Origin of the sequence: Microcoleus sp. D3_18_C2, from assembly GCF_036702395.1 — a bacterium.
Lineage (GTDB): Bacteria > Cyanobacteriota > Cyanobacteriia > Cyanobacteriales > Microcoleaceae > Microcoleus.
In genome coordinates, this window is sequence record NZ_JAUBTG010000009.1 from 39,144 (window position 1) to 65,741 (window position 26,598).

Genomic DNA, 26,598 nt, shown 5'->3' on the forward strand with positions numbered 1-26,598 from the left:
CACATGGGAATTAACCTACAAAAAGGACAGCGCATCTCGCTTTCCAAAGAAGCACCCGGGCTAACAAAACTGATGTGCGGATTAGGGTGGGATGTGGCGAAACGCTCCGGTGGAGGTTTGTTTGGGGCTTTTAGCAGTGATCCCGATTATGACCTGGATGCCTCAGTGATTTGTTTAGATGGAAATGACAAAGTGAATGATATGACCAATATCGTTTATTTTGGCAATCTCTCCCACCGTTCAGGAGCTATTACGCATCTAGGTGATAATTTGACTGGAGCGGGAGAGGGAGATGACGAGCAAATTCTCGTCGATTTATCTCGAATTCCCTCGCAAATTGTCAAACTGGTTTTTACAGTTAACATTTACGATTGCATTGCACGCAAGCAAGACTTCGGACAAGTTCAAAATGCGTTTGTGCGTTTGGTTAATACGTCTAATAATCAAGAACTTGCAAAATACAACCTCTCAGGTTCTGAATACAAAGGCATGACGGGGATGCTGATGGCAGAAATCTACAAGCATAATAATGAGTGGAAAATGGCAGCCATCGGTAACGGTGTTAAGGTTAATGGGTTACAGGAACTTGTGAAAACCTATGCTTAACAACTCCTTCGGTACATAGATGCTCCTTACTTGCTGGAATCAGAAGTGGACAACAACGATGAATACCCTTTGTTTTGTTGAAATACCTGAAGTAATCAGCGTAATTTACATGAGATGAAAAATACGTTATGTTACGAGAAAAAATTCCTACACTCAGTCAATGTCGCTGTACGATCGCCTAGACTTAACCAAACACAATCGCAAGCTAAAACTCCCCCTCTCTCAACGGCTAAACCTGACTAGAACCCCCAAACTCTGCTGTCACGGCTGTCGTTCCCGTATCCACCCTCAGTGGGAGTTTTGCCCTTCCTGTGGAATAGTTCTAATTGATAATGATAGCGATTTTCGCCGTTGTATTTGGGTAGATGTATCAGGAATGGATGTCGCACCCGAAAATAAAGAAGCGATCTTTTCCCTACTGATGGACGCTTTCTCCAAACTCTACGGCGCATTTAGAAGCATCAAGGTATTTTTGACCTCCGAGCCCCCCGATCGCAAAGAGTGGGGCGAAGATTTTACTCATGTTTATATATTCGTTGATAGCCAGCCGGTTGACTATCTCGGCGTGGCTAGCTTCAAATCGGCAATGGTTACAGATCGGGCGATTATTCGGATTGACCAAGTATTCTATGCTTCTTACAATGCCAGCCTTAGTCTCAATCAACTATCTAACTTAATTGCAAATACCATTGCCCATGAAATAGGACATACACTAGGACTCGATCATTCTGCACTTCCGACCGATGTCATGCACAATGGACTCCTTCATACTGTTCATAGCTTAATGCCTCCCTCATTTCACCCAGAGCAAATAAACTCCATGAACAATGCTATTCGCAGATATCAAGCCTTGAATAATTGATGGGCTAGAACCAGGAAATAGCTGAATTTAGAGATCGAATTCCACAGGATTAATGCCCACAGCATGGCAAGCTTCTTTGACAACCTTCTTTTCATCTTTGTCAAAATTACCATCCGCACCACCGATAATAATGCCAATTTGGATGACGGCACGACCTTGGTCTAGTTTTTTATTAAGTTTCCCTATCGCTTGGATAGCCTCAATTTTACCAAAATCGAAGTCCTGTGAGAGCTTCTCACAATAAAAATCAAATTTTTGCTTCAACTCCGACGCCGGAAAAATTTGGAGTGTTTCATTGGAAATTATTAGAGCCGCCGTTTTTTGTCTTTCCTCGGTATTGATAGTGCCATCAGCAGCAGCAATCAATGCACATATTGCCATTGAGGCATCAGCAAAATCATTATTTTTAAACTTGGAAATATTGGTTTGCAGAGAAACATTGATTTGTGATACGTTCTGCTTTAATTTCTCCCAGAAAGTCATTTTTTCTCCTATTTGGTGAATGAGATATGATGTTTGCGACCGGAGTCACAGTAATCTAAGCTGCTCTTAACTTGCCAAGCAATTGCCAGACCCTGTAAGATCCTTAAGTTGATGAATTACACTCCTGTAGTGTATCATGGTTCTTGAGGTTTTAGATTGATCAAGTCAATCTTCATAACTAATCGCTCTTTCATAGGTTTTTTCGTGGTCTATCTTACTTAATAACTAATCGCTCTTTCGAGAGGATCTTGTAACTGAAGTTCTAAGGGTCGGTCAGAGCGAATTTCTAAACCAGGTAAGTCATGTTTGACTAACATTTTTTCGCCTGTTTCAGCAGTTGCCGACGGCCATAGTACCCAGCGACTGCCAGGGGAAAGAGTGCTTAAAGTTGCAGAGTTTTGAGTCAGCCAAATTATCGGCAGTTTCGACCGATTATCGATCGCATCTTCCCCAGCATTAACCGCCGCTAAAGTTTCCAAAACTACCCGGTTCCCCGAAACAAGTCCAGTCCCGGCAGTCCAAAGTTTGACGTTTAACAGGCGCTTGCTAGCATAGAAGTAAAGAGACGCAGCTACTGTCACGGCTCGTTCAAATTCTTCTGGCTGCCACGCCGCAGCGCTGTCGAGAGCAATAATAATTTCTTGACCGCCGGCTGCAACTTCTAACTCTCTCACCCGCAGTTCTCCGTAGCGGGCGCTGGTGCGCCAGTGAATCAGGCGGGTGGGGTCTCCGTGGCGGTAAGGTCTCAGGTTGCGGGTGAGACCTTCGGTAGCAGTTTGCGATCGACTGCGATTGTAAAATTGCGGGCTGTCTTCTTGACCGATGCGATCGATCAAAGGACAAGTGCTCAACGGCAAAACCTTTGGATACACAACCGCCACCGCTTTGACTGCGCGACTGCGTCTGCACCAAAACAACCCTAAAGGTGCCGCCGTCCTCAAGTTTACCTCTTGCCAACGATAGACGCCGCGCTGCCGGACTTCCAGATAGTATGTATCCCTGTATATACTGTTCGGCTCTATGACTTCGATCGGGCGGACAACCGGTTCTCCCAATACAAACGGCAAGATGTCTATCACTTGCAACAAAGTCTTAGGTTGGCGGGCGCGATTTTCGATTTCTAGTTCGACGGTGATTCGATCGCCCGCACTCACCGGTTCGATCGGGCGGCGACGGACTTCCAAGGCACGGAGCGATTTTCCCGGCAAAACCGCCGCTACTGCCAACAGCGCCAAACCCCCACCGCTGAGCACGTACAGCCACCCAGACATTGTATTAGTCGCCGACCCAAAAAAGAAAACCGTCATCCCCGACAGCAGCCAACCGGCGTAGGCAGGGGTAACAGCACGATTTTCGAGCCAGTCGGCAATTTTGTGACCGATGTTCATAGGAGTTAAAATTGTTAATTACTCGATCGCCCAATCAAGCCTAATTGTAAAATATTCTCAGCATTTAACACCGAATTAGCTGCGAGGGATTAGATTATAAATCGGGCATTTTTTCGCAATAAATCTACATTGACCCGCCCAAAAACGGATACCCTGCCACGTACACTCAGTCAGGGTCGATGCCCAAATTTTAGACTCTAGTTCCTGCTCCCAGATTAATCTGTGGAGTAAATCTAAAATCTAAAATCTAAAATCTAAAATCGATTGACTGGAGACCAAAAAATGAACCCATTAAACAATCCTACACCCGTTCAACCAGAGGCTCAAGGCCGCCGACGAACACCGCCACCGCCCCCGCCCTTGGCTGCAACTCCCGCACCGCCTCCAGCGCCGAGTGTGCCCCCCGCAGCCCAGCAGCAGCGGCCTGTTGAGACACCCGTCAGTACGATCGAACAAATGGTCAGAGATGCCCATGCAGCGAGCGCTTCCGACATTCACATTCGAGTCGGCCAACTACCTCGGTTTCGGATTCGGGGCGTGATGCAAGTAGCAACTAACCACCCCAAAGTAACCCCAGAAATTTTTGAAAATTACCTAGCCGAAATTCTCACCCCCGAACAGAGAAAACAGTTTGCAACTACCAAGGAATTAGACTCAGCAATTTTTTACCCTGGCTTCGTGCGGTGTCGGCTAAACTGTTTTGATTCCCTCAGCGGCGGTGCCATAGTATTGCGGTTGATTAGTTTGGAAATACCTACTATCGATTCCTTGAGGTTGCCAGAAGTTCTCAAAAATATCATTTTGCGATCGCAGGGATTAATATTGGTTACAGGGCCTACCGGTTCGGGGAAATCCACAACCGTAGCTGCGATGATCGACCACCTCAATCAGATGGAGCAAAAGCACGTAGTTACAATTGAAGACCCGATCGAATTCATTCATCCTTCTAAAAAATGCTTGGTCAGCCAGCGGGAAGTCGGCTTGCATACCCACGAGTTTCAGCAGGCTTTGCGCGCAGTTTTGCGGGAAGATCCCGATGTAATTCTGATCGGGGAAATGCGCGACAGAGTTACCATCAATACAGCTTTGCAAGCAGCTCAAACTGGTCACTTAGTATTGGGAACTCTCCACACTCGCAGCGCCATTAACGCTATTAATCGGTTGTTGAACCTCTACCCACCTGAAGAACAACAGGCGATGCGGCTTCAAATTTGCGATTCTTTAGTAGCGGTAATTGCCCAACTTTTGCTGCCAACAGTTGACAACCGTCGGGTAGCAGTTCACGATATTTTGGTGAATACACCTGCTATGCACGATTACTTGATGAAAGGTGCTGATGATGAAGCTTTCCGGTTGATGGAACATGATACTTACGAAGGAATGCAGATTATCAACCAAGGTCTTTACAAACTGGTGCTAGAAGGCAGAGTGACGATCGAAGAAGCAGCAAAAACTTCTCCTGAAGCCAGCGATTTAGACCGCCGCTTGCGGACAGGAGGCTACGATGTTGCCGACGCTCGCGGCTTTGAAGGCAGCAAAAAAGAACGCACCGTTCGCGCCTAGTAGCAGCACACATACAGGGGTAGGCACTGCAGGACTACCCCACCCCTCAAGTAACAAGATTTTGAGCAGACGGAAATATTTGATTAAGATTTTTGTGCGTATTTTTACTTAAGCTTCACTTTCATTTAGTAACAAAAAATACATTTTAATTAAATAGTAAAGTGCTAGAATCAATGTCTAGTGTATTGTTAAGTTTTTTAAATGTAGACCCTACTTTACATAAACTTTAAAATTACGTGAAAACTCACAGGTTATTGCAAAGAAATAGTAAAGATATGTTCAGAGTATTGGCAGCAATCAGCAATTTAAGTATATAGTTGTAGTGACAAATTTTCGACAGAAAACATTCCGACTTAGCCGATATTTGCAGCTCGCAGAAGTAAGCAGGTTACAAAAGGGCTTAATAAAACTACAAGCCGAGCCGATCGCGTGTCTTTCCCATTAACTAGCTTTTCGTCGTCGAAAAAATCCTAAAACCCACCAGAATTTTAAAGATTCTGTTCCTCGAAAATTTGTTTAACAACGCGCTTATCAGCAAGGGTATTTCTAGAATTTAAAGGAGAAAAAAAAGTGAAGAGTGCATTTAACCAAAGAGAAGTGTTTGAAGGTGCCAGCAAAGCGGAAATAATCGATCGCATCCAGCAGCTAGTTCGCCCCGGTTCCCCGGAACCCCAAGATCCTGAAATCCTCGCGGCCTTACAAACTCTCACCGCACAGCTAATCTCCGCCTATCAAGCAGACGGACAATTAGAAAGCGAACCTTTTAGCGACGTGCGCGATCGCACTATTCACCTATACGCATCCGCCTGCAGCAGCCAAATCAAAGGAAAAACCATCCTCATCACCGGTGGAGAAGGATGTGTCGGTCGTTTCTTAATCGCAAAACTCTTCGAATTAGGCGCAACTAAAATCATTTCCGCAGACAACGCCCGATGTCACAACCCCGAAGAAAATCTCCCGCTTTTTACCAGAGAAGGTGCTGTAACTTTCTATGCCGCCGACATTCGCAACCTCGACGCGCTCAAACACATATTTGAGGTAGAAAAACCAGCAATTGTTTTTCACCTAGCAGCCCAACGCCAACCCGGACTAGCTGAAATCAAAATCCGAGAAACAGTTACAACCAGCCTGTTAGGATGTAAACACATCATCCAACTCTGCGAAGAATACGGCGTAGAACATTGCATCTTCTCTTCTACAGGCAAAACATCTCGATATTTTACAACCGAAGTTTACGCCGCCTCGAAAAAGTTTGCCGAATGGCAATTTGCTAAAGCAGCTCAAGAAGGAGATGTCACTTACGGGATGGTTCGCTTTACCCATATGTTGGAAAATAGCTTGTTCTGCGAGCAAATGTCCAAAAAAGTAGAGCAAGGTAAAACTGTCAACGTTCACGCTCCCCACCGTTACGTAACTGCTCAAAATCTGGTCGAAGCCGTACATTTATTGCTGAATTCTTTGGTTGTGTCCGTTCCCGGCAAACTGAAGTTTGTCGCAGTAAGTAATCTCGGTTGGCCGACAGAAACCTTGGAAGTAGCTCTTTATAAAATTCTTGAATCAGGCAAAAATCTGCCGATTTATTTTCAAGGACTTTTGCCGGGATATGAAGAACCGTTTTTCCTAGGACAGTTTGACTGGAAAAAGCCTACAGACATTCACCTCCTAATTAATGTCTTGGAAGATCCTTTTAGAAGTGTTAACGATGCTGGCGACATGGTGAGTGTAGAATTAGCTCCTTTTTCTTTGCCCGTATTAGATAAACAAGTTTCAAAGCTGGAAAGCTTAATCATCGATCCAGATTTCCCCGAAGTGCAAATCAAGCACGCTCTTGTCGCAGCGGAAAAAGAAGTCATTGCTTCCTCTTTTGCGTGGAGTGCGCCTGAAGACTTGTTGAAGATTTTGCAGTGGGGAATCAATCCCAAGAAATTGCAAGGTTACGGAACAGAAATCGCTGACTATAGCGAGATTATCGAACTCCTCCTGCAAGGAATTTGCGGGCGACTTAGCCAAGAAGTCTTGCACAATGCTGGAGTTACGGCAGATGAGTTTGATGACTTAGTTGAGAGTCTTTCTACCCTGGATTCGATTCAAGCAGAAGTGGGATATTTGCGATCGATATCGAGATATCTAAGAGAATTTGCACCCCCCGCACAGTTCACCACCAAAAAATCTGAACCTGTTGCTATCCGCGATGCAGCGTAGCTTGAACATAGTTTTGAGTTGGGAGATTACTTCCTGAGTTCCCACCCACAGGGGATGAGTTATATCAATTCCGGTTGCACGAGCGAAATGATTGTTGACTGTTGACTGTTGACTGTTGAAGGATGGGTCTAAAAACTGAATGGTTAAGTGTTAACTCTTGACTCGATTTTATTATTCCCCTGCAACCGGATTTGATGTTAAACATCGACTAAGTGTTTAGTGGATTAAAAATAGAACACGTAGAAACCTGGTTTCTTTTTGAAACCGGGTTTCTCCAGTCTGGGCTTGTTTGATGTTTAATTAAATTGAGTGACTTAACATTGTCAGAATTGACATGATATGATCTTACTGGAAACCGCACAACCGCAATCAAATTAATTTTTAGTGAGGAGGCTAGTCCTAATATTTTTAGGAGGACTTAAGTTCTCACAACAAATGTGAGAAGGGTGATTGTTGGCGGGCATGATATAATCATACTTTAGATAGCGTGGCGCAGTGAGTTAACAAAGATGCAATAAGATTAAATACACTCAATGAACGCAAAAAATAAAATTAAATTAAGGTACTAGAATTGTGGAAATTAATCAGCTAATGTTCCTATTGATTGATGTTGTGCTATTGGCGATCGCCCTGATCCTTCTAATTCCCGTTGCAGTTCTATTTCTAGAATGCAGTGCAGCTTTCTTGTCCGGCGAGGGCGAGACAGCGGAAACTAAAGCGCCCCGCCCCAAAGTAGCAGTTTTAATTCCCGCTTACAACGAAGCAGCAGGAATTGCCGCCACCATCTCCACCATATTGCCACAGCTAACACCTCAAGACCGCCTCTTAGTGATTGCGGACAACTGTACGGACGCCACGGCAGAAATCGCCCGTAACTGCGGTGCAAGTGCGATCGAGCGCCAAGACACACAACGCAAGGGCAAAGGATACGCACTGGATTTTGGCTTGCAGTCGATCGAATCCGACCCCCCAGAAGTAGTCATCATGGTTGACGCCGACTGCATCTGTGGGCCAGACTCTATAGAAAAATTAGCCAGGGTTGCAGTTGCTCAACAAAGACCAGTGCAAGCAACTTATCTCATGGAACAGCCACCAAATCCTACTCCCAAAGATTCCATTTCTGCTTTAGCATTTCTTGTGAAAAACTTAGTCCGTCCCAGCGGATTAAAACAGTTAGGATTCCCATCATTACTAACAGGTACTGGCATGGCTTTTCCCTGGTCGATAATTCGATCGGTGTCCCTAGCAAGCAGTAATATTGTTGAAGATATGCAGATGAGTTTGGATTTGGCGATCGCCGGACACCCAACAGTATTCTGCCCCGAAGCCAACGTCACCGGCTGTTTGCCACAGCAGCAGCAAGCAGCTAAAAGTCAAAGAACCAGGTGGGAACACGGTCACATACAGACATTGTTAACTCAAACTCCCCGGCTGACAGCAGCTTCAGTCGAACAAAAACGTTTTGACTTATTGGCGATCGCCCTCGACTTATCCGTCCCTCCCCTATCGCTTTTAGTCGCGATCTGGCTAGCTGCTTTTGCCACCTCTTTACTAGCAGCAATTTTGGGAACATCCTCAATTCCCGCCGTCTTGTTAGCAGTACAAGGATTGCTGATTTTAGTTTCAATTGTCGGCGCTTGGGCAAAATTCGGGCGTGCCGATATTTCTGGCTCAACTCTCTTATCTGTACCTTTTTACATCCTTTGGAAAATCCCTTTGTATCTAGGTTTTCTCCTGAAGCGGCAAACTAAATGGGTGCGGACAGAACGCGATGTTTAATATTGAAATTGAGAATTTTTAACCCCAGATATCAGCAGATAAACACAGATGAACGCAGATATAATTGTATCTGCGTTCATCGGCGTTTATCGGCGGTTAAAAAAACATATATAAAAACTTAGGGATGAGAATTAAATAAAATCCACTTTTCATGACTGTTGTGGGATGGGCCTAAGAGCCCGCCCAGAAAGGACGGGCTCTTAGGCCCATCCCACAAGAAAAAAGGGAAATTATTTAATTGACGATCCTTACAAAAAGTTCACTGCTTCACGGGAATTTCAATCACAAACTCAGCCCCCTCACCGGGCGCGGAAAAGCACATTAGCTTCCCGCCGTGTTTCTCTACCACAATCTGATAACTTATACTCAACCCTAAACCAGTACCTTTTCCCACAGCTTTTGTAGTAAAGAAAGGGTCAAATATTCGCGATCGTACTTCCTCCGTCATCCCCCGACCATTATCAGCAATATAAATTCTCACCAAGTTTAGGTCGCATACCTCAGTCCGAATCTTAATCCTTCGCTCAAAAATTGGAGATAAAGGATTTTCTAGTTGGGCAGTTGTCTCCGGTCGCCCAACTCCTAACTCCACTGCATCAATTGCATTGCTCAAAATATTCATAAACACCTGATTTAACCCAGAAGCATAACAATTTACGTTCGGCAGTTGACCGTATTCTTTAACTACCTCAACCCCATGTCCGAGTGCATCCTTTTTCAACCTGTGCTGCAAAATTAGCAGAGTCGAATCAATCCCGGAGTGAACATCCACTGGTTTCATCTCGGCTTCATCCAGGCGTGAGAAATTCCGCAGCGACAGCACAATATTGCGAACGCGATCGACCCCAACCTGCATTGATTTTAGAATTTTAGGCAAATCTTCTTGAATAAAAGCCAGGTCAATATCTTCTGTTCTAGCAACAATCTCAGGATTAGCATTCGGGTAAGACTCCTGGTACAGCTCAATCAATCCCAGCAGCTCCGAGCTATAATCGCTAGCATGGAGAACATTGCCATAAATGAAATTAATCGGATTATTAATTTCGTGAGCAACCCCCGCCACCAACTGTCCCAAAGAAGACATTTTTTCAGTTTGAATTAGTTGAGTCTGCGTCGAGCGTAATTGGGACAAAGTAACTTCTAATTGTGTCGCTTTTTCTCTCAATTGCCCCTCAGACAGTCGCAAAGCATCCTCCGCTAACTTGCGATCCGTAATGTCCTGTATCGTCCCAAATAACTTAATCACCTTACCGCCATCAAAAATAGCTTGCGCCTTAAGATAAATATATCTGACAGCTCCATCAGCGCGCAAAATTCTCATCTCATAATCGCAAGGATTTCCTAATAGACTAATCTGCTCTACTGCCTCTAACCACAACTTTAGGTCATCTGGATGAATTTGCTTCCTCTGTTCTAAAATAGTCGGTTCTGGTAGTTTAGGGTCAAGGCCAAAAATTCGGAATACTTCCTCCGACCAAGTTAATTTATCCCCCTCCAAATCAAATTCCCAGTTGCCTAGGTGCGCCAGTTTTTGAGCTTCTTGCAGCTTAGCTTCTTTAGTCTTTAATTCCTGCGTGCGCTCTTCCACTCTCACCTCCAGCGTCCGGGAATAATCCTCCAACTGTTCCTTAGCCTCCGACAAATTAGCAACAAGTACCGCATTTTCTAGAGAGATGGCAGCTTGGGAAGAAAGTATTTTCAAAACTTCCAACCTAGTTGGAGAAAACGCTTCAGTAGCTAAATTATTTTCCAGATAAAGGAGACCTACGAGTTTGCTTTGATTCAGAATAGGAGTACAAAGCGCAGATTTCACTTGCTGCCTTTTAATATAGGGATCGTCTGTAAATAGACCTTCTCTAGCAGCCTGACTTAAAACTACATCTAAGTGCGTTTTTTCAACATAATTAATCACGGTTATTGGCAAAACATCTGCAGGAGATACTCTAGGGCATTGTTCAACTGCAACATCGGAAGACTCCACCGATGCCGCTGCTTGAATCAGCAATTTGCCTGCCTTGGGCATCAACAGAAAACCTTTTTGTGCCCCAGCATTCTCGATCGCCATTTTCATTAATTTTTCTAACAACTTGTCTAACACAATTTCACTAGCTAGTGCTTGAGATGCTTTAACAACAGTTGTCAAATCCAATAAACTGCTGTGACTGCTGCTCGTGCTATAATTAGTGCTAGTAATAGTTCGATCTCCGCTGGCTCTTCCTGCCGATACAGGGGGTAAAGAAATCGGATATTCTGACTCCAAATGTTTGACCTTGGCGGTTGCTCCCCAATGAATATAGCCGTAGTAAGCATCTATTAGATAACTCTGAGCCACTTTGTTTCGACCGCGAGCCAGATAAAATTCTGCCGCGCGTTCGTTGGCTAGCGCTTCTTCGTGGATGTATTCATTTTCCGAAGCTCCTTTCACTGCTCGATCGTAATACAGAGCAGCTTTTTCATATTGTCCCAATACTCGCGCTTTCTCTGCCTCTACCAAGTCATATTTATGCTGATAATTCCTCGGAGATTTCACAGCCCAATGCTTCATTTTTTTCTGAAGCGAAGCAACTTTTTTTAAGTATTTTTTCTGTTCAAATTTTGAAGCTGTGGGATACAAAGCTAAGAGTGCTAGGGAATAGTAAAAATTGTGGAGGGGAACATACATCATGCCCATCACAGCCTCAGAATAATTTGATGCCATAATGGCATTTTCAGCAGATATTGCATAATCTTTAAATAGGTAATTTAGCCATAACTTAGACAAATGTACTAGAAATATTACCAGATTATTTTGACCATCTCTTAATCTTGGTAGCATAGTTTCTTCATTAAAATTGTCGCCAGTCAATAGGCAAGGATTGGCTGTTTTACCTTGTAAGTTTAAGACAACTTGTGATCCAACTCTGGCTTGATAAATCATAAATTCATTCTTATAATTCACCAACATTTGAATATAGTGACTCTGCTTAGTCTCCACCGACTCCAGAGGTTCCCCACTCAAAAATATATAATTGCTGTAAAAACTAGCACAATAACAAGCATTGTTGACATCTCCCGTTTCCAGTCCACTCTGAATACCCTCAAGTAAACCGCTAAGACTTTCCGTGACGTGTTCAGACCAGTGACGGATAAAACCATTAAAAATTAGTGAAATTTGAGAGTTGTACAAGTTGGTGTGGAATCGTTCTAAAAGTGCCTGAGCCATTTGACCGTATCGGTATCCAGAATCCATATCGCCTAACACCCCACACTGGAGCGAAGCATAGTTTGAATACCCAACACTAGATAGTGGCGTATTCCCGTACTTAAGAGAAAGAGTAACAATTTTAAAAGCGATCAGTGGGAACATATCGGGTAATGCTATAAAAGCAGCCGGAACCATATTCGTTAAAATCCGTATAGCCGCAATTTTATTAGGGTCAGTCATTGGTGGCAGTTGTAATAAATCCTCAATCTGCTTATTTCTTAAAGCTAGTTTTGTGCGAAATAGCTCCATTAAAATATTGAGTCTTTGTGGATTTTTAGGTATGTACACTCCCAGCATTTTCAAAGCTTCTAGAGCTATATCTATCGAAGCTTGGGCTTGATTTTGATTGAAGTGAAAAATAACTTTTAGCTCATAAACGGGGAGTTTGTCTAGCAATTTTTTGGCGCGGGACATAATAACATTTGATAGGTAAAATGAGCGCTCAAAATCGGTATTTATATAGGAAGCTTCCAGTGCTTCGGAATGGATTTCCATGATTAAATCGTAGTGACTCTGCCAAACCCCATCGGGTAGAAGTTCTAGACCTGCATTAAAATATTTTAGCGCTGCTTGATAGGCGGCACAAGCCTTAGCTTTCTTACCTGCTATGAGATTCAATTTAGCTAGTTCAATTCGCTGTTCCTGATTTGTGATGAATTCCACCCCGATATTGAGTTGGTTGACAATATCAAAGATATTTTCTGCTATCTCCGATGCCGTAGGGGCGGTGCCCCCGTGCCGGCCGTGCAATAGCATGAAGCCGATTTTTAAGTGAGTTTGTTTTTTCTCGGAGTCAGGGATGAGAGAATAGGCGGCTTGCTGTACGCGATCGTGCAAAAACCTGTAATCAATTGAGCGTTGCATAATTGCGGGATGATTTTGATTGTTTTGTGGGATGGGCGTCCCGCCCCTTCGGTGTGTTTTCACGATTTCCTCATCAAACATCGGAATTTTGTAAGCATCGCTCATTGGCAGAATTAAACCAGCTTGAAGTGCATCCCATAAATCTGCCGCCGTTTCCGAGCCTGATTTTTCCCGAACAATTGCCAAATTTTCTAAATTAAAATGGTTGCCCATACAAGCAGCTAATTTTAATACTTGCTGCGTCTCCCCCGGCAGTTGTTGCAGATTCCGAGCAACTAATTCAACGACACTGTAATCTGCAATACCAGCGACTTCAATTTCCGTGATGTCCCACTGCCATGCACCAATAGTGAAATCAAAAACTAATAGTTGTTCAGAGTGAATAGTTGAAATAAGTTGAGTCAGAAAAAATGGATTTCCGCCAGTTTTATTAAAAATTAACTCCGTCAAAGACTTTAAGTTTTCAGTTTGATTACCCAAAGTATCGCATACTAGCTCATTGACGCTGCTCAAATCTAAACATGGGAGGATAATTTGATGCACTGCAGCACCAGTCTGTTGAATATTTTCGACAGTTTGAACTAACGGATGAGTCGAATTCACTTCGTTATCTCGATAGGCTCCTATCAGTAAAAAATATCGGCTATCCAGGTCAGTAACTAATTCCTGAATCAATTTTAAGGAAGCTAAATCTGCCCACTGCAAATCATCCAAAAATAGAACTAATGGATGTTCGGATCGGGCAAACATATTCATGAATTCTTTGAACAATCGATTAAAGCGATTTTGAGATTCTGTCGGCCCCAATTTGGGAACAGAAGGCTGCGAACCAATGATTATTTCGACTGAAGGAACAACATCAATAATAATTGCACCGTTATTACCCAGCCGTGACAAAAGCTTTTCTTTCCAAATTACCAAATCTTCTGAGCTTTTTGTGAATAACTGCTGCATCAATGACTCAAACGCTTGAGTTATTGCAGCATAAGGAATATCCCGCTTAAATTGGTCAAATTTCCCAGCAATAAAATAACCCCGCTGCCTGACAATTGGTTTGTGGATTTCACTGACAACTGATGTTTTACCGATGCCTGAGTAACCGCTTACCAACACCATCTCTGTATTCCCAAAGCTGACTCGCTCGAATGATGCCATCAAATCAGCGACTTCTTGTGTGCGACCGTAGAGTTTTTGGGGAATCAAAAATTGACCAGATTTGTCAAGTGTCCCTGGAATGAAATTTTCAATTTTGCCAGTAGTTTGTAGCTGAGTTAGACAATTTTCCAGGTCTGCTTTTACTCCAAAGGCACTTTGATATCTGTCTTCGGCATTTTTAGCTAGTAGTTTCATGACAAGGGATGAAATTATCTGCGGGACTTGATTGTTTAGTTGATGGGGAGGAACTGGCGTCACCGCAATGTGGCTGTGAATTAATTCTAAGGGGTCGGTTGAATTAAAAGGCAACTCTCCTGTTAGCATTTCATAAAAGGTGATGCCTAGAGAGTACAAGTCAGTCCGGTAGTCGAGGTCTCGGTTCATCCGACCAGTTTGCTCTGGGGATATATAGCCTAGAGTGCCTTCTAGCACCATAGTATTGCTATTTTGGTGGACTTCTCTCGATAGGCGCGTCGCCATGCTAAAGTCGGTAATTTTTACTTGTTTGAAATCTGGTGTTATGATAATATTTGAGGGTTTTATATCTTTATGAATAATCTGATTTTGATGCACTTCTCCGAGAGTTTGAGCCACTTGAATAGCTAGTGGCAAAAATTTCTGAAGTTTAATGCTTTTACCCGCTTGATGGTGCTTGAGAGATTGACCGCCACAATCTTCTAAGATCAGAGCGAAACTGTTGTTATATTTTTCTAAGCTATGGGGTTTGACAATCCCTTCGAGTTTGAGATTCGAGCTAATTTTGTATTCATGTCTCAAACGGGTAATTTCTTCTATTGTAGGGTACTCGGTATTGAGTGTTTTAATAATGACTGACGCTCGATCAGATTCCCTGACAGCGCGATAAATGATGGACTTCACACCAAGTTGAACAACTTCTGTGATTTTGTAACCGGGAAGTGTATTCATGGCTTTTATTCTGTGACGAAATTTTTAGTAAACATTGCGCTTGATATCGATCGAATCTCTGGCGAACTATACCTAAGTATTTTTTGTAAATTTGGTAACTGGGGATACCTTACAACCTAAGTAATTACTCAGGGATTTTTTAGATAGCGAGATGCCTAAACTTTGAAAGTGTCTGGACGGGCGGACAGCCAAACATCTGGTTTGAACTCCGACTTAATCATGTACGGTCTGACACCTCACCCAGTTAATTGCCATATTGTAACAAATTCTGTGATGCCGATCGCACACATGACAGACAAATTTTTATATACTCAAGGTTTTGCTCAACGTTTGAGTCCGCTAACCAACAACGAAGGGGACGCCCGGAGGACGAAAACGCAGGTTTAGGCGATCGAGAACATAATTAAACGTGATGTCAAACACAACAATTATTGATTTAAATCACATTTGCGTCGTGATTAAGTTACTAGCCTATAGATTCATTAATCAGGTGCATCACAATGGAAGAAGTCCTAGAATTGATTGAAAAGAAGAAGCAAGAATTTGCTAAAGCAGAGCTATTTGAGTTTATGCGAGACAAAAGCATAGACCCAAGACAACGCCTAGCTTTCGCTCCCTGCATTGCTCACTTTGCAATGAGTTTTGGTGAATTGAACCAGTCTATTTTCCGAGAAGAACCAACCAACGATCCTCTTCAGGCAATGATCAACAATCATACTTACGAAGACGATCATCACTGGTTGTGGTTTTTGGCCGACATGGAAACACTGGGTATTAATAACAAATCCTTGAAGTTCAGCGATGCTTTGAATTTTGTCTGGAGCGAACAACTAAAAGCTTCACGGTTGGTAACATATCAAATTTTTCGATACGCTTTTGGAGCCAGTCCAATCACTAAGCTAGCAATCCTGGAAGTGGTAGAAGCATCGGGTAACGTGTTCTTGTCAGCGACAGCATCAATTGCCGAAGAACTCCAATCAATTACTAAAAAGGAGCTTATCTATTTTGGCTATTTTCATTTGGATGTGGAAACAGGTCATACTACAGGGACGCCGGATGTTGAGCAATCGATCAAAAACATACCACTGACTATTGAGAGCCGTCAAGAGATTTTTGAGATAGTTGAAAATTTGTTTGAAATTTTCACGAAACAGATCGATCAACTTCTGGTTTATGCAAAAACCCATAGTTTTGACCAACCTTTTACCGAACCCCGCGAGATTTTGCAACCTTTAAAAGCTGCGTAGCTTACGAGATGTAAACTTTGGTACTTTTAGAACCAGATCGATCTTAGAATTAGACAAAGTCTATTACTTACAAGGAGACCTATCATGTCACAACTTAACAGCACTTCTTCTACGATAATGAATGAACTAGAACCGAATTTGATCCACACTTGGACTGAGAATCTGGATATTGCTCACACTTGGACTGAGAATCTGGATATTGCTCACACTTGGACTGAGAATTTGGAGATTTCTCACACTTCTCCCATAGCTGAAGATGAGAAAGTAGTGGGATAAAATCTGTTGGAAACTGAAAGGTTGCACTAATGTTAATTGGGGCTTTTTCGTGGGTGGGGGCGGGTTTACTTAACCTGTTTGTACCATTTAACGCGGTTGGTGAACCCGCCCCTACAAGTTCTTGGGAATGGTGGAACATCTCAAATAAAACCTGTTGAAAATAACTATTTAGCCTCGCTCATTTGGAGGCTGAATAGTTAGAAATTTTTCTCGTAAATACCCAAATTCAGCATCTACTATCTCTCTGTGATATGAGCCATTACGACGTTGTAATTGTGGGCGGCGGCCCCGCTGGGAGCACTGCTGGCACTCTGATCAAGAAATACAATCCCAATCTGAGCGTGCTAATCCTAGAGAAAGAAAAATTCCCTCGCGATCACGTTGGGGAAAGTCAATTGCCTCAAATTAGTGATGTGCTTCAAGAAATGGGATGTTGGGACAAAGTAGAAGCAGCCGACTTCCCAATTAAAATCGGTGCTACCTATCGCTGGGGAACAGATCCAAATCCTTGGGATTTTAATTTTATCAAGCCTGAACAGTTTAAAGATGAACAGCGTCCTGCTAAATTTGAGGGACAGAGACGGCAAACTGCTTTCCAAGTCGATCGAGCAAAATATGACGAAATTTTGCTGCGTCACGCGGAAGAAATGGGATGTTTAGTAAGAGAAGAAACCCCCGTTGTTAAAGTAGATACAGAGGGCGATCGCATTACCACCCTGCACCTGCGGCAAGAACAAATAACTGCCCGCTACTACATCGACGCCTCCGGCCACATCGGCGTGCTGCGGCGAGTTTTAGGAATTGAAACACACTGCCCGACGCGGTTGCAAAATATCGCTATCTGGGACTACTGGACAAACGCTGAATGGGCCGATAAAATTGGCGTTGGTGGCACCCGCGTACAGGTAATGAGTTTGAGTCACGGGTGGATTTGGTTTATTCCCTTGGGCCCCACTCGCACCAGTATCGGCTTTATTTGCCCTGCGGAACATTACAAGCAGATGAAACAGCGGCCAGAGGAGATATATTCTCAAGCACTCAACAGCGAACCCCGCATCAGCAAGTTAATCGCTAATGCTACCAGTACCGGAAAGATTGAAACTACAAAAGATTGGTCATTTTTGGCTGATAGAACAGTAGGAGAAAACTGGTTTTTGGTCGGAGAAGCTGCTGGTTTTGCCGATCCAATTTTAGCTGCTGGCATGACTTTAGCTCACACAGGTGCCCGTGAAGTCGCTTACACAATTTTGGAACTAGAGCAGCAGAAGCACGAGGCTAACTGGCTGAAAACTCAATACGATCACAATCAGCGCAGCCGAGTTAAAAAGCACATTCGGTTCGCGGATTACTGGTACGCTGCTAACGGTCAGTTCACTGATTTACAAGAGCATTCTAGGGAAATCGCGCGGGATTCTGGGTTGAATTTAAGCCCGGAAAAAGCTTTTCAGTGGTTGGCTCAAGGCGGATTCACGAATGATATTTTGGGTCAAGCTGTGATTGCTGGATTTGATTTGGGTTCTATGAAACAGGTGATGCAACGCTTCTCGCAGCAGGAGGTTCCGTGGCTACTTTCGGCATACAATGTGTTTCAGTTAGATTTATTGGATGCGGAAGTCGAGTTTGTAGCTGTTTATGATGCTGGTCAAATTAGCAAGATCAAGTGTTATGTGAAGAACGGTCAGCGCTTGCCTGTTACAGGTTTATATGGTTTGCTGATTGACATTTTGGGCCGCACTCAGTACATTGAACAAATTTATCGGCAGTTGGTACTGCTGTTTAAGGAACGTTTTTCTGTGCAACACGCACGAGTAGCTCTTCATCAAGCCCTTGGTTGTTTGGAGGTGATGGTGAGTTCTGGTATTGTCAAGGCGATATTAAACCCGGAGTTGTCTAAGTTGAATATTTCCATACCTATGGAAGGTGAGTTAATTCACACTCACAGGGATGTGAATTAAGGCGCTACCAGAAAGCTTGACCCCAAACCATCTCAAGTCTTAAAAACAAAAAGTCTGAAGCTGGAAAATTCCAACTTCAGACTTTTACTAACTCCCCGGGTAGGATTTGAACCTACGACCAATCGGTTACACTTATCCCAACGTTTCCGAAGGGGGCGGACTATTTCATCATCCCTACAAATCATGTTTGTGATTTGTCGTCGGATGTCGGGCGCTATGAGATTTATTGGTTAGGCTCCTCATCTCTAGTCTCTGCACCTTTCCGGCTACTTGCGATCGTAACCGCTGCCTTTCGCCAGACTTGGCTCAAGATTGCCGCCACCCGAAGTGCTGCGGTTTCCTTGAATTCACCCGATTTTTCAGTATCCGTTACCGGATAGAGCTGCTATGTCACTAGGGCTTTTGGTTGATACCAAAGGCTTGCATTCATTACAGCCGACCGCTCTGCCACTGAGCTACCGAGGATTGGGGGTTTTTGTTACCCACATTTACTAACAATAGCTGAACTTCCTCGATTTGGCAAGGCCTTTGAGAAACTTTTTTTTTGTCAGACAGGGAGCGGGTTTCAGCAGCTAATGCAGCCCCATTCTCAACTTGGCGAGGCGCTGCTGGGATTCTGGATCGAGGGAACTGGCGAGAAAGCGACTGGAATTTTGTTTGCGGGATTTGTGTCGGCGCTCGCTGCGGCGGGCGGTGGATTCTACGTCAGCCGCTAGTTGTTCGGCGGACATCCATTCGGCACCGTAGCCGACTACGGTCAATTGCTGCGCTCGGTCTGAGGTGGCGACAATCATGCGGCCTTTGCCTTTGACCGATCGCAACTCGTAGCGCAAACTAGCACAAGATTTTTCAATATAAGTATCTGCTGTCTGACCGAAGTCAGTGTAGTGCACTGATAAATTTTTAGTAATAATTTCTTTAACGCCGGGAGTATCTCGATAGTGGGCGTCAAACACCAGCCTGGCCTCAAAATCTTGAACGGCGCTGTAGTTAACTAAAACCTCAATCAACTCGCGGCGAGCTGTTTCGAGTTCGTCGCGATCGCGCTTCTCTCGGAGTCGAGGCCAAAGTCCAATTATGTTATAGCCGTCTACAAGTAAAACTGCTTGTGATACATAGGGTGACATGGTTCAAGGCTGAAGAGCTCCAGCACGTATAGGACATTATTTGCATTGTTCATCAAAGCTTTTGTTCAATAATATTACCTATTGATGTGTAATTGCTAGGTTACATCGCAATAATTAAACCCCCCAGAGCCAGCTTTACCTGAGTTTTGGGGGGTTAGATTCATCTATAAATTTTCCGGATTATTCGGCAGATTCCAGTGGGACGGGCGATGGCTTACGCCCCGCTTCGCTACGTACAACTGTCGGCAGGGATATTTTCTCAACAGCAGGAGTACAACCGAGCCACTGCACCGACAACTGAGCAAACTGCTGCGGGGGGCCGCTCACGCAAAAACGAGTCGGTAGCGCCGTACCAGGATTTCGCAGCCCCAAAAGCTCCAATTCTCTGGCTGCAGCCGCCACCACCCGTACCGCAGGATCGATCAATGTCACCCCAGCAGGCAAAAGCGATCGAACCACAGGAGCCAACAGCGGATAATGAGTGCAGCCGTAAATCAGCGTATCGATGCGCTGCTGAATCAAAGGAGCCAAATATTCCCTAGCCACCTCACAAGTATAAGGATCGTGAATCCGGTTTTGCTCCACCAGTGGCACAAAAGCCGGACAGCTAACCTGCCACACCAGGCAAGAATCGTCCATCTCCAAAATCGCATTTCGATAAGCATTGCTAGCAGCCGTAGCAGGAGTTGCGATGACCCCGATCCGCTTGCCTTGCTGCACTGCTGCCTGCGCCCCCGGCAGAATTACTCCCAGCACCGGGATATCAAATTCAGCCTGCACCATCTCCATCGCCAAAGCAGAACTGGTGTTGCAGGCCATAATGACCATTTTCACATCCTGTTCCACCAACCAGGCCATAATTTCGCGGACAAACTCCACAATTTCTGACGGGGTGCGAGTGCCGTAAGGCAGCCTCGCGGTATCTCCAAAATAAAGTATCGATTCGTTGGGCAATTGTTGGTACAACTGGGTCAAAACAGTCAAACCGCCCACGCCGCTGTCAAAAATACCGATTCTTTGTTGTCCAGAGTCTGTTGTCATTTGTCAATAGTTAGTTGTCAGTTGGCAGTTGGCAGTTGTTAGTTGGCAGTTGGCAGTTGGTATTAGTCAACAGTTAACCGTCAACCGTCAACCGTCAACCGTCAACAGCCCATTATCTTTGTTGAAGATAAAGCAAAATGCCGCGAGCGATCGAAGCCGCCATTTGACTGCGGTAAGCTGGGTCAGAAAGCCTAGCAGCATCCTCAGCACCCGTCACAAAACCCACCTCCAGCAAAACAGAAGGCATAGAAGTCTTCCTCAAAACATAAAATCGCGCCTGTCGCACTCGGCGGTCATTCGCCCCCGTCCCCTCCAAAATACTGGCGTGAATCACCCTGGCCAAATCTTGGCCGTTATTGAAATAATAAGTCTCAATCCCATTGATATCCGGCCGACTCATATTAATCGCATTAGCGTGAATGCTGACAAACAAAGTAGCATTCACCCGTTCCGCCAAAGAAACTCTGGGATCCAGGTCGATTTCCCTGTCGTCAGTCCGAGTCATCACCGCCTGCACCCCTTGCTGTTCCAGCAGCCTCGCCACCTGAAGCGAGATATCCAAAACAATCTCCTTTTCCAGAATGCCCTGAATCCCGACTGCCCCCGGATCGCGGCCACCGTGACCAGGATCGATTACTATTACGGCGCGGCGGTTAGAAGCTTGGGGCAACTCATCGGTTCCGAAAGTCCTTCTCGGCAAAGGCTGCAAATTGGGAGTGCGAGTCAAAGGCTGCGCGCTAGCATTCGACGATCGCAACTGCAAAGACAGCAACTGCGGGTTGGGTCTCGTCACCCTGCCTACCTCTACCCCCGATCGCGGCTGCACCCAAATCACCACAGTCTCCGCATCTTCTTGGCTGGCACTAAACGATACAGGACTGTTGGCATCGAGCTGAGGAATTTCGCCCGTCAGCACACTAGAGGCGATCCTAATCCAGTAAGCTCTCGACCCCTGATCCCACCCGCTGCTATAGGAGACTTGGCGGTCAGTTCTGACCACCAGTTGGGTGCCGTTACTGGCTAAATCAATTGACTGAACTCTCGCTAAATTTCCTTGAGCTTGTCTAGCCGGAGGGTCTACAGTCAGGCGGCGGGGAACCGAGGGCTGTCGTACTACACTTCCAGGCAATAGCACAACCCCGCCCAAATTGCTCACTGACGCCCGCCACTGAGTATTAGGACTCTTCATCCGCAAAGTCACGCGGGTAACGGGCGGGTCTGTTGGCAGTTGCCGGACTTCAATCTTGTCAACCCCGTGCTGACCGTTCGTTTGAGGCTGTTGGCTGCTTAGGGCCGGAGCTAAAGTAGCTCCTTCAATATCGAGGGTAGCGATGTCCCCAGCGCGACTTTGTTCAAAATTAATTTGGGGGCGACGGCCCTGGGTGCGGACTAAAAAACCGTCCGCCGTCACCTGAACGTTTTGAACTACAGTCGCCTGGGCTGACTCGGCTTGGGATGCTGAAGGTTCAACTGATAACCTTTCTCCCCCTGGCTCTGAAATCGGATTTTGAGTTTCTGCCCGCACCGGCGTTGGCAAATCCACTGTCCACTCGCTCGGAGAAATACCCCGGAATTTTACTTGCTGAGGGTCTATAGTAAACCCGTCTCTGATCTCGACCACAATTCTGGTCGTATTGTTGTCAAACTGCCCTACCCGCACCGATTCGATCGCTCCTGAGAGCGGTCTGCTGACCGAGGGACGACCCAGACTCGTCCCCGGCAAGTCGATTACCAACCGCATCGGGTTGAAGATCAGTTGAGCCTTGGGTTGTACTCCCCCGTCTGTTGTAATGTAAAGCCGGTTCTCTGAAGCATCAAACCGCCAAGATTGCAGTCTAGCTGCTTCGGCGGCTCCGGCGAGCAAAAATACACTTAAGAAACTCGGTAGTAGCCAGTGGAATTTCACGACAGTTTTTTCCTCGTTTGCGTTACTGCCAAAAGCTGGAAGGGCGCTGCTTGCCCTCAGAGGCTTTCAGCAGTTAGCCGCCAGCAGACCGGGGGCACGGGGGCCGTCAGTTGTTGGCTAAATTGACTTTTTTATGCGTTAACAGGCTCCAAAATGCCAGATACCGGCATTTTTGAACTTTCCCGTATACTTGGGGGCGATCGGTTATAAGCAGACTGAAAGATTGTGGACACAAGGGAAGGTATTTATTTTTAGGAGCAAGAGACAAGGTGTTTCTTGAAGTTAGAAGGTACAAGTTAGAAGGTAGAATTTTACCTTTCTTCCAGGGAGGGGTTTCATAGCTCTTTAATGTTGGCGAATATCGTTACGGCTAGGGTTATAATCCGCTTTACACTTGCGTTTTGTTCTAACTTTTCCTAAACTACCTCAATAACTTAACAACTTACCTCGACAACAATCCGGATTTCCAAGATTTAGGTAACTTTTCAATACCGGCAAATGTTAGTCCCAGACAAACTAACATTTTTTTTGGAAAAAGCTTTTTTGCTAACTTTTTTGCTAACACATTGACAGTTAAATACAACTACATATCGCCCCTACTCTTTTTTTTCTGATTTTTAAAATCAGGGATTTTCGGTGCTGCTTGAAACTTAGTGGGGCGATCGCGATCGCGCCCGCCAATTTAACACTATGATAGCTAGTCCATGTTTTCAGCAGTAACGGGAGAGTTTTGTGTGTTACTTGGGCCGGCAATGCTTTGTACTTTAGACTCTTTTTGAGTGTTCGATCGACAGCCAGAGCATTGGTTGGTTGACCTGAGAAAAAGTTTTGACCGTAGATATAGTAGTTATCGCAGTTGTAAAGTTTGTTGGACAGCAAAGACAATCGATCGGCTTCTGGGTAAAACCTGTGATTTGGTTTAATGACTTGCCTTTCGACTAACTGCATAACTTGGATCTGTACTACCAGTTAGAGAAGATACACTATCTTGGTGATTGTGTCAATCTCTGAGCTTCTCAAAGAAGCAACCATCAATAACAGTAGATACATGACATCACAGAAAGACGGAGACTTACTTTGCTCCATGAGTCGTCCACCTAAAATGCGACAAGGGGGCGGACGCTATAACCGAGGCGGATATATCGAGCTCCGCGAGTACCGCCAACGGATTAGCGTCTGGGAAATTGTCGCCAATAAATAAGTTGCCCGACAGGGCATCCTTGTTTTTAGGACTAATATTCATAGCCATCAGCCTTATGAATAGTTGTCAGATGTTTTGGATGCACGTCAAAACATTTGTCTCTTGCGGTTAGCTTAAAACTTGGTCTAAACCGAATTGCAATTCTGCCTGTGTAGCTTCCTGCATATTTTCCAGTGAGGACGTTAGCTTTCACCAAGTCCCCAGTTTGAAAACCCATGAATAACTTTTGCGCCGGTGCATGACGAATGGGGAACCCAAATCTGTCGGTTCCGCAGCGCTGTCTTCTTCCGTGTCCCTTAGCCTTAATTAGCAAAGGTTTCACGCTATTTAGCAGTAGTCTTTCGGGAGTTGATTCCCCGACACAAGCTGCATCAGTCCAATGCTGTTTTTCTATTCCCCTGGTTTGGCGGTTGAATTTTGTTCGTCCCCCTGAACCCAATTCCACGGGCAGTCCGGTTAACTGTAGTCTTCTGTATAGCTCCCAACGAGTAGCATTGACGGCTGCTGCATCCAGTAGAGGTGTCTTGGCTTGGGCTAGTATCCGCTGAAGGATTTCAAGTTTTTTCTTGAGAAATTCTTCAACGGGTTTACTTCCCTTGGCTTGGTTGCAGGAATGGCAACTAAGACACAGATTGCTGACCCGATTACTTCCTCCCTTAGACTTGGCGAGAATATGCTCAACCTCGAAAGGAACATTTGTCGCACCGCAATAAGCGCACTTCCTATTCCATTTTTGCAGTAAATATTCCTTAATTTCAAAACCGAATAATTCGCCCCTTTGATATTCGATTCCAGAAATTTCAGGATTCTGGAACTGTTGTAAATCGAAACGCACCAATTCTTGAGAAATGGCGGTAACGGGACAGACCTTTCTGATTCGCCTAACCCAGGTTTCAATATTGGCAACACGGCTATCAAGAGATGGTGGCAACCATCCTGTTTTACGGGTTCTGTTTAAAAAACGGGGTTGGCGGTAACGGGTCTTTCTGTTGCGACGCCATCTTCTGAGCGAGCTGCGAGATTCGAGAGCCTCTTTAATTTGTTGCCCTCGGTGAGCAATTTCTAATGCGTTCGTGACGCGACCAGTTTGCTCTTGAACCACGGCAATACCCGTAGTTTTGCTACCTGGGTCAATTTTGATTCGGTGACAGTGAGTTACCGAATCTTCGAGAATCCTATCCTGTAAAACAATGGTAAACGGATAGCGTTTAAAAACCTTAGCCCTCCCTTTTTTCAATAGTTCTCTTGCCCGTGCCCGGTGGCATGGGTCAAGAGGTTTCAAGTTTTTATCTAGGACAAATGTACGCATTACTGCATCACTCAATTTCTTGGTTAAGTTTGCCTCGACGATGTTAAGACTCGGTACTATCTGAGCAACACTGGCTTTCCCTTAATCACCTGTTTAATTGCTCGGTTGTAGAGCTTGAAACTGGCACGCATTTCAAGGTACGAAGTTTAACGCTTGGTCTTAACGCCTGCTAGTCAAGAACTAGCCGTCTGGTCAACAGGCTTTTTCAAGCCCACACCAGACCCTTCGGGTTGGTGTGCGGTAGTTGACGTCTAATCAACAGTGCTGCAATTCGCTCTCGCCCATAGGTGCAAAATTCCGGCTCATCCAGTTCAAAATGGCTTGATTTACTTGTTCCGGGCATTCATCCTGGGGACAGTGGCCCGCATTGTCTAATTCAACTAGCTCTAAATAATTGGGGTTGCATTCGACAAATTGGTGGGGTCGGGCGAACCGAGGGGGAATCATCCGGTCTTGTTTGCCCCAAATTAACAGCATGGGGATTGTTAAATTTCGCAGCACAGTCTTGACACTGGGGCAAAATTGTGTACTCCCTACAGCTTTAAATAAAGCGCAGAAGGCGCGGGCTGCTCCCCGATCGCCCGCTGGCCCTGCTAGAATTTCAACTAATTCGTCGGTGACAGCTTCGGGGTTGGAGTAGGCAAAGCCAACCCAGCGACGGACAAAGGAAGGCTTGCGGGCAAAATAAAACAGAGGCCTGAGTATGATCGGAGAAACAAACAAACTTTCAACCGTTTCGATCGCCGGAAGCAGCCATCCAGGCACCGCCTCGGCTCGCACAGAGGGGTCTGGGAGGCTAATCATCACCGTGCCGGCCACCATGTCCGGGTGAGCCGCCGCTACGGCCAGACAAATTAGTGAGCCGATCGAGTTTCCTGCCAATATTACTGGCTCTCTGATAAAAGTTAGCCAAAAATCATAAACTTGATCGACCCACAAAGAGACAGAGTAGTCGATCGGAGCTTTTTGGGAAGCGCCAAACCCTAACAAATCCAAGGCGTAAACCGTTTGGTTTTCGGCGAGTTGGGCGAGATTTTGTCGCCAGTGTCCGATCGAAGCTCCAAACCCGTGCAGTAAAATAATCGGCGTTCCCGATGCGCGCGGGGCCATTGGTTTGGCCCCAGAATCTTGAAATTCCAGCGCGCCTTGATTTCGTACCCTATCGGGCCGCAAATAAGTGTAGCGAGTTTGCCAGCCCCGCCACATCCAGTCTCGTTGAGTTCCCACCCGTTGGTGCCACAGCAGAGAATTTGTCAATTTTGCCTCAGCTCGCAACATAAATTTACACTTGGTTATACCTATTCTACAAGGCAAATCAGGCGACTTGGGGGAGTTGCCAGACCGGGGGAGATGGGCTAGCAAAAGCGGTTGTACCTCATCCTTCAACTTTTACCCTGAATTTTTGACGGTTTTGTCATCGATCGGGCCTGGGAGCGGGCGATCGTGTGTGAAGTTAAAATAAA

At 45.2% G+C, this 26,598-nt stretch carries 19 protein-coding genes; 10 read left to right on the top strand and 9 right to left on the bottom strand.

Annotated elements, in window-relative coordinates; translation table 11 throughout:
- Positions 1 to 3: 3 nt before the first annotated feature.
- Positions 4 to 606: a TerD family protein gene (locus QUA88_RS08395; RefSeq protein WP_333271202.1), complete on the top strand. Its 603-nt coding sequence runs from the start codon at positions 4 to 6 to the stop codon at positions 604 to 606.
- 160 nt (positions 607 to 766) lie between these two features.
- Positions 767 to 1,468: a zinc-dependent metalloprotease family protein gene (locus QUA88_RS08400; RefSeq protein WP_333056082.1), complete on the top strand. Its 702-nt coding sequence runs from the start codon at positions 767 to 769 to the stop codon at positions 1,466 to 1,468.
- 27 nt (positions 1,469 to 1,495) lie between these two features.
- On the opposite strand, the gene QUA88_RS08405 is transcribed toward QUA88_RS08400, so the two are convergent.
- Entirely contained in the window at positions 1,496 to 1,951 is a 456-nt protein-coding gene (locus tag QUA88_RS08405) for a TerB family tellurite resistance protein (RefSeq protein ID WP_333056083.1), read from the bottom strand.
- Between the two features lie 218 nt (positions 1,952 to 2,169).
- The gene (locus QUA88_RS08410) at positions 2,170 to 3,339 is read right to left on the bottom strand and encodes a DUF58 domain-containing protein (protein ID WP_333056084.1); all 1,170 of its coding nucleotides are present in this window, start codon (positions 3,337 to 3,339) and stop codon (positions 2,170 to 2,172) included.
- Between the two features lie 282 nt (positions 3,340 to 3,621).
- Here QUA88_RS08410 and QUA88_RS08415 point away from each other — a divergent pair, with 282 nt between their 5' ends.
- From QUA88_RS08415 to QUA88_RS08425, 3 genes are all read left to right on the top strand, one after another.
- Positions 3,622 to 4,902, top strand: coding sequence for a PilT/PilU family type 4a pilus ATPase (locus QUA88_RS08415; RefSeq protein WP_333056086.1), 1,281 nt, complete (start codon positions 3,622 to 3,624; stop codon positions 4,900 to 4,902).
- 570 nt (positions 4,903 to 5,472) lie between these two features.
- A complete protein-coding gene (locus QUA88_RS08420) occupies positions 5,473 to 7,104 on the top strand; it encodes a polysaccharide biosynthesis protein (protein ID WP_333056087.1) in 1,632 nt (543 codons plus the stop codon).
- A 573-nt stretch (positions 7,105 to 7,677) separates the two neighbouring features.
- On the top strand, positions 7,678 to 8,883 hold the full coding sequence (locus QUA88_RS08425; RefSeq protein WP_333209497.1) for a glycosyltransferase family 2 protein: 1,206 nt from the start codon (positions 7,678 to 7,680) through the stop codon (positions 8,881 to 8,883).
- Positions 8,884 to 9,142: 259 nt separating this feature from the next.
- Here the strand turns inward: QUA88_RS08425 and QUA88_RS08430 are convergent, their stop codons facing one another.
- Positions 9,143 to 15,073: an AAA family ATPase gene (locus tag QUA88_RS08430; RefSeq protein WP_333056089.1), complete on the bottom strand. Its 5,931-nt coding sequence runs from the start codon at positions 15,071 to 15,073 to the stop codon at positions 9,143 to 9,145.
- 162 nt (positions 15,074 to 15,235) lie between these two features.
- On the opposite strand from QUA88_RS08430, the gene QUA88_RS08435 reads away from it, so the two are divergent.
- The 4 genes from QUA88_RS08435 (at position 15,236) to QUA88_RS08450 (ending at position 18,551) form a co-directional block, all read left to right on the top strand.
- On the top strand, positions 15,236 to 15,460 hold the full coding sequence (locus QUA88_RS08435) for a hypothetical protein (protein ID WP_333260511.1): 225 nt from the start codon (positions 15,236 to 15,238) through the stop codon (positions 15,458 to 15,460).
- A gap of 131 nt (positions 15,461 to 15,591) precedes the next feature.
- On the top strand, positions 15,592 to 16,320 hold the full coding sequence (locus QUA88_RS08440) for a hypothetical protein (RefSeq protein ID WP_333271207.1): 729 nt from the start codon (positions 15,592 to 15,594) through the stop codon (positions 16,318 to 16,320).
- Between the two features lie 84 nt (positions 16,321 to 16,404).
- Positions 16,405 to 16,596, top strand: coding sequence for a hypothetical protein (locus QUA88_RS08445; protein WP_333056091.1), 192 nt, complete (start codon positions 16,405 to 16,407; stop codon positions 16,594 to 16,596).
- Between the two features lie 251 nt (positions 16,597 to 16,847).
- Positions 16,848 to 18,551, top strand: a complete 1,704-nt coding sequence (locus QUA88_RS08450) for an NAD(P)/FAD-dependent oxidoreductase (RefSeq protein ID WP_333056092.1) — start codon at positions 16,848 to 16,850, stop codon at positions 18,549 to 18,551.
- A gap of 572 nt (positions 18,552 to 19,123) precedes the next feature.
- Here QUA88_RS08450 and QUA88_RS08455 read toward each other — a convergent pair.
- The 4 genes from QUA88_RS08455 to QUA88_RS08470 form a co-directional block, all read right to left on the bottom strand.
- Complete coding sequence (locus QUA88_RS08455; RefSeq protein ID WP_006635267.1) at positions 19,124 to 19,678, bottom strand: NYN domain-containing protein; 555 nt, start codon at positions 19,676 to 19,678, stop codon at positions 19,124 to 19,126.
- Positions 19,679 to 19,858: 180 nt separating this feature from the next.
- A complete protein-coding gene (gene murI, locus QUA88_RS08460) occupies positions 19,859 to 20,719 on the bottom strand; it encodes a glutamate racemase (RefSeq protein ID WP_333056093.1) in 861 nt (286 codons plus the stop codon).
- Between the two features lie 112 nt (positions 20,720 to 20,831).
- The gene (locus tag QUA88_RS08465; RefSeq protein WP_333232083.1) at positions 20,832 to 22,625 is read right to left on the bottom strand and encodes an N-acetylmuramoyl-L-alanine amidase; all 1,794 of its coding nucleotides are present in this window, start codon (positions 22,623 to 22,625) and stop codon (positions 20,832 to 20,834) included.
- A gap of 573 nt (positions 22,626 to 23,198) precedes the next feature.
- Positions 23,199 to 23,573, bottom strand: a complete 375-nt coding sequence (locus QUA88_RS08470; RefSeq protein WP_333232085.1) for a hypothetical protein — start codon at positions 23,571 to 23,573, stop codon at positions 23,199 to 23,201.
- A 49-nt stretch (positions 23,574 to 23,622) separates the two neighbouring features.
- On the opposite strand from QUA88_RS08470, the gene QUA88_RS08475 reads away from it, so the two are divergent.
- The gene (locus QUA88_RS08475; protein WP_333056096.1) at positions 23,623 to 23,826 is read left to right on the top strand and encodes a hypothetical protein; all 204 of its coding nucleotides are present in this window, start codon (positions 23,623 to 23,625) and stop codon (positions 23,824 to 23,826) included.
- A gap of 31 nt (positions 23,827 to 23,857) precedes the next feature.
- Here QUA88_RS08475 and iscB read toward each other — a convergent pair whose 3' ends face one another.
- Entirely contained in the window at positions 23,858 to 25,135 is a 1,278-nt protein-coding gene (gene iscB, locus QUA88_RS08480; protein ID WP_333056097.1) for an RNA-guided endonuclease IscB, read from the bottom strand.
- 255 nt (positions 25,136 to 25,390) lie between these two features.
- Positions 25,391 to 26,413 carry an alpha/beta fold hydrolase gene (locus QUA88_RS08485; RefSeq protein ID WP_333232087.1) on the bottom strand — a complete coding sequence of 341 codons (1,023 nt, stop codon included), beginning with the start codon at positions 26,411 to 26,413 and terminating at the stop codon, positions 25,391 to 25,393.
- Positions 26,414 to 26,598 lie beyond the last annotated feature (185 nt).

What these genes read in the sequence shown, in the direction of transcription:
- QUA88_RS08395 (WP_333271202.1), top strand. Translation starts at nt 4, where the DNA reads ATGGGAATTAACCTACAAAAAGGACAGCGCATCTCGCTTTCCAAAGAA.
- QUA88_RS08400 (WP_333056082.1), top strand. Translation starts at nt 767, where the DNA reads ATGTCGCTGTACGATCGCCTAGACTTAACCAAACACAATCGCAAGCTA.
- QUA88_RS08405 (WP_333056083.1), bottom strand. Translation starts at nt 1,951, where the DNA reads ATGACTTTCTGGGAGAAATTAAAGCAGAACGTATCACAAATCAATGTT.
- QUA88_RS08410 (WP_333056084.1), bottom strand. Translation starts at nt 3,339, where the DNA reads ATGAACATCGGTCACAAAATTGCCGACTGGCTCGAAAATCGTGCTGTT.
- QUA88_RS08415 (WP_333056086.1), top strand. Translation starts at nt 3,622, where the DNA reads ATGAACCCATTAAACAATCCTACACCCGTTCAACCAGAGGCTCAAGGC.
- QUA88_RS08430 (WP_333056089.1), bottom strand. Translation starts at nt 15,073, where the DNA reads ATGAATACACTTCCCGGTTACAAAATCACAGAAGTTGTTCAACTTGGT.
- QUA88_RS08445 (WP_333056091.1), top strand. Translation starts at nt 16,405, where the DNA reads ATGTCACAACTTAACAGCACTTCTTCTACGATAATGAATGAACTAGAA.
- QUA88_RS08450 (WP_333056092.1), top strand. Translation starts at nt 16,848, where the DNA reads ATGAGCCATTACGACGTTGTAATTGTGGGCGGCGGCCCCGCTGGGAGC.
- QUA88_RS08455 (WP_006635267.1), bottom strand. Translation starts at nt 19,678, where the DNA reads ATGTCACCCTATGTATCACAAGCAGTTTTACTTGTAGACGGCTATAAC.
- murI (WP_333056093.1), bottom strand. Translation starts at nt 20,719, where the DNA reads ATGACAACAGACTCTGGACAACAAAGAATCGGTATTTTTGACAGCGGC.
- QUA88_RS08470 (WP_333232085.1), bottom strand. Translation starts at nt 23,573, where the DNA reads ATGCAGTTAGTCGAAAGGCAAGTCATTAAACCAAATCACAGGTTTTAC.
- iscB (WP_333056097.1), bottom strand. Translation starts at nt 25,135, where the DNA reads ATGCGTACATTTGTCCTAGATAAAAACTTGAAACCTCTTGACCCATGC.
- QUA88_RS08485 (WP_333232087.1), bottom strand. Translation starts at nt 26,413, where the DNA reads ATGTTGCGAGCTGAGGCAAAATTGACAAATTCTCTGCTGTGGCACCAA.